Below are 2,803 nucleotides of genomic sequence, written 5' to 3'. Positions count from 1 at the left end.
GTCTGCACGCCGGCTGCCATCAACATCTTGATGCCTTGGCCGTCGAGGGTGTTGAAAGTCTTGAATTCGCTGCCGTCTTCGAGGAAGTACAGGCGCCCGTCGGTCAGCACGCCGTCGACGTCGAATACCGCCAGTTTGATCTGTTTGCCGCGTTGCAGCAGGTCCGTGCTCATTACATTACTCCAGCGCGCAGCAAATCGTGCATGTTCAGGGCGCCGACCGGGCGGTCTTCGCTGTCGACAACGACCAGTGCATTGATCTTGTGGTCTTCCATGATTTTCAACGCCTCGGCAGCCAGCATCTCGGCACGTGCGGTCTTGCCGTGGGCGGTCATCACCTGCTCGATGGTGGCGCTGTGGATGTCGATGCTGCGGTCCAGGGTGCGACGCAGATCGCCGTCGGTGAAGATCCCGGCAAGTTTACCGTTGGCTTCCAGAATCACGGTCATGCCCAGGCCCTTGCGGGTCATTTCCATCAATGCGTCCTTGAGCAGGGTGCCGCGCTGAACCTGCGGCAGCTCTTGCCCGGCGTGCATGACGTTTTCCACTTTCAACAGCAGGCGTCGACCAAGTGCGCCGCCTGGGTGGGAAAAGGCGAAATCTTCAGCGGTAAAACCGCGGGCTTCCAGCAGCGCCACCGCCAGGGCATCGCCCATCACCAGAGCGGCGGTGGTCGATGAGGTTGGCGCCAGGTTCAGCGGGCAGGCTTCGTGCTCGACGTGAACGTTGAGGTTGACCTCGGCAGCCTTGGCCAGTGCCGAGTCGGGATTGCCGGTGACGCTGATCAATTTGATGCCCAGGCGCTTGATCAGTGGCAGCAGGGTAACGATTTCATTGGTGGAGCCGGAGTTCGACAGTGCCAGGATGATGTCGTCACGCGTGATCATACCCATGTCGCCGTGGCTGGCTTCGGCTGGATGCACGAAGAACGCCGTGGTGCCGGTGCTGGCCAGGGTGGCRGCAATCTTGTTGCCGATGTGCCCCGATTTGCCCATGCCGACCACGACTACGCGGCCTTTGCTGGCCAGAATCATCTCGCAAGCGCGTACGAAATCCGCGTCGATATGGGGTAACAAGCCTTGCACGGCTTCCAGTTCGAGACGGATGGTGCGTTGTGCAGATTGAATCAGGTCGCTGGATTGGCTCATGTCAGAAATCGTATAGCCTGATGAAAAGGCGGCGATTATAACGGTAATGATCAAAACCCTCACGCAAGTTCGTCGCGGTTTGTCATTCCTTGTTACCGAGACCCTCTAAATAGATGATTTCAGGTGGTCATGTTGCTGAACGTGCCCGGCTTGGGCCTTGGGCGCTTGGCATTTGCAGTGATATAGTTCGCCGCCAGTTCGGCCTGCCCGGGAAGGTATGTGCTTTCGTCAGAAAGCCAGGCGTCCGAGTGAGAGGCTGCATCGCAAGGAGTTTAGATGAGTGCCGATAACGCCTACGCGGTCGAGCTGAAGGGACTGACCTTCAAGCGCGGTGCGCGCAGCATTTTCAATAACATCGATATCCGCATACCACGCGGCAAGGTCACCGGCATCATGGGGCCTTCCGGGTGTGGCAAGACCACGCTGTTGCGGTTGATGGGGGCCCAATTGCGCCCCACCAGCGGCGAAGTCTGGGTCAATGGCCAGAACCTGCCGACGTTGTCGCGCAGCGATTTGTTCGATGCGCGCAAGCACATGGGCGTGCTGTTTCAGAGCGGCGCGCTGTTTACCGATCTCGATGTATTCGAGAACGTCGCCTTTCCGCTGCGTGTTCATACCACACTGCCGGAAGAGATGATTCGCGATATTGTCCTGCTCAAATTGCAGGCCGTGGGCTTGCGTGGCGCCATTGACCTGATGCCTGACGAATTGTCCGGCGGTATGAAGCGTCGAGTCGCGCTGGCCCGGGCGATTGCCCTCGATCCGCAAATTCTCATGTACGACGAGCCTTTTGTCGGCCAGGACCCGATCGCCATGGGCGTGCTGGTGCGCCTGATCCGCCTGCTCAACGATGCGCTGGGCATCACCAGCATCGTGGTCTCCCACGATCTGGCCGAGACCGCGAGCATCGCCGACTACATCATTGTGGTGGGTGACGGGCAAGTGTTGGGGCAGGGCACACCCAAGGAATTGATGACTTCGCAGGAACCACGGATTCGCCAGTTCATGACTGGTGAACCCGACGGCCCGGTCGCATACCACTTTCCAGCGACGGATTACCGCGCAGATCTTCTGGGGAAGCGCTGATGCGCAAGATTTCATTAATAGAAAGAGTGCGCCGTTTCGGCCACGCCGGCATCGATGTGCTGGCGGTATTCGGGCGTTCGGCGCTGTTCCTGTTTCATGCCTTGCTCGGTCGCGGTGGCATCGGCGGCAGTTTTGGCCTGCTGGTCAAGCAACTGCATTCGGTTGGTGTGATGTCCCTGGTGATCATCGTGGTCTCCGGGGTGTTCATCGGTATGGTGCTGGCGCTGCAGGGCTTCAATATCCTGTCCAGCTATGGCTCGGAGCAGGCTGTCGGGCAGATGGTTGCGCTGACACTGCTGCGTGAACTGGGGCCGGTCGTCACGGCCTTGCTGTTCGCCGGGCGTGCGGGTTCGGCGCTGACCGCCGAAATCGGCAACATGAAATCCACCGAGCAACTGTCCAGTCTGGAAATGATCGGGGTTGACCCGCTCAAGTACATTATTGCTCCGCGCCTGTGGGCCGGCTTCATTTCCCTGCCGGTGCTGGCAATGATTTTCAGCGTGGTGGGTATCTGGGGCGGTTCGTGGGTGGCCGTCGACTGGCTGGGTGTCTATGAAGGCTCCTACTGGT

General features: G+C 59.4%; 3 protein-coding genes and 1 pseudogene. 2 read left to right on the top strand and 2 right to left on the bottom strand.

What is annotated here, in order from left to right; translation table 11 throughout:
- Together AC1DLB_RS26870 and AC1DLB_RS26865 are read right to left on the bottom strand one after the other, a co-directional pair.
- A pseudogene (locus tag AC1DLB_RS26870) lies at positions 1–173 on the bottom strand (phenylphosphate carboxylase subunit delta); the annotation flags it as partial.
- Positions 173–1,147, bottom strand: coding sequence for a KpsF/GutQ family sugar-phosphate isomerase (locus AC1DLB_RS26865; RefSeq protein ID WP_064620295.1), 975 nt, complete (start codon positions 1,145–1,147; stop codon positions 173–175). The pseudogene AC1DLB_RS26870 and the gene AC1DLB_RS26865, both read right to left, overlap by 1 nt.
- A gap of 276 nt (positions 1,148–1,423) precedes the next feature.
- Between AC1DLB_RS26865 and AC1DLB_RS26860 the strand changes: the two genes are divergently transcribed.
- Both AC1DLB_RS26860 and AC1DLB_RS26855 read left to right on the top strand, forming a co-directional pair.
- Positions 1,424–2,233 (top strand): ATP-binding cassette domain-containing protein, encoded by an 810-nt coding sequence (locus AC1DLB_RS26860; RefSeq protein WP_018927201.1) that lies wholly within the window; start codon positions 1,424–1,426, stop codon positions 2,231–2,233.
- Positions 2,233–2,803 (top strand): ABC transporter permease (locus AC1DLB_RS26855; RefSeq protein ID WP_477785988.1); only part of this gene is annotated, 571 nt, incomplete at its 3' end. The genes AC1DLB_RS26860 and AC1DLB_RS26855, both read left to right, overlap by 1 nt.

This window comes from Pseudomonas sp. 05N434 (assembly GCF_056396965.1).
The sequence above is the reverse complement of the archived record's forward strand: the minus strand, read 5'-3'. Positions and strand labels throughout refer to the sequence as shown.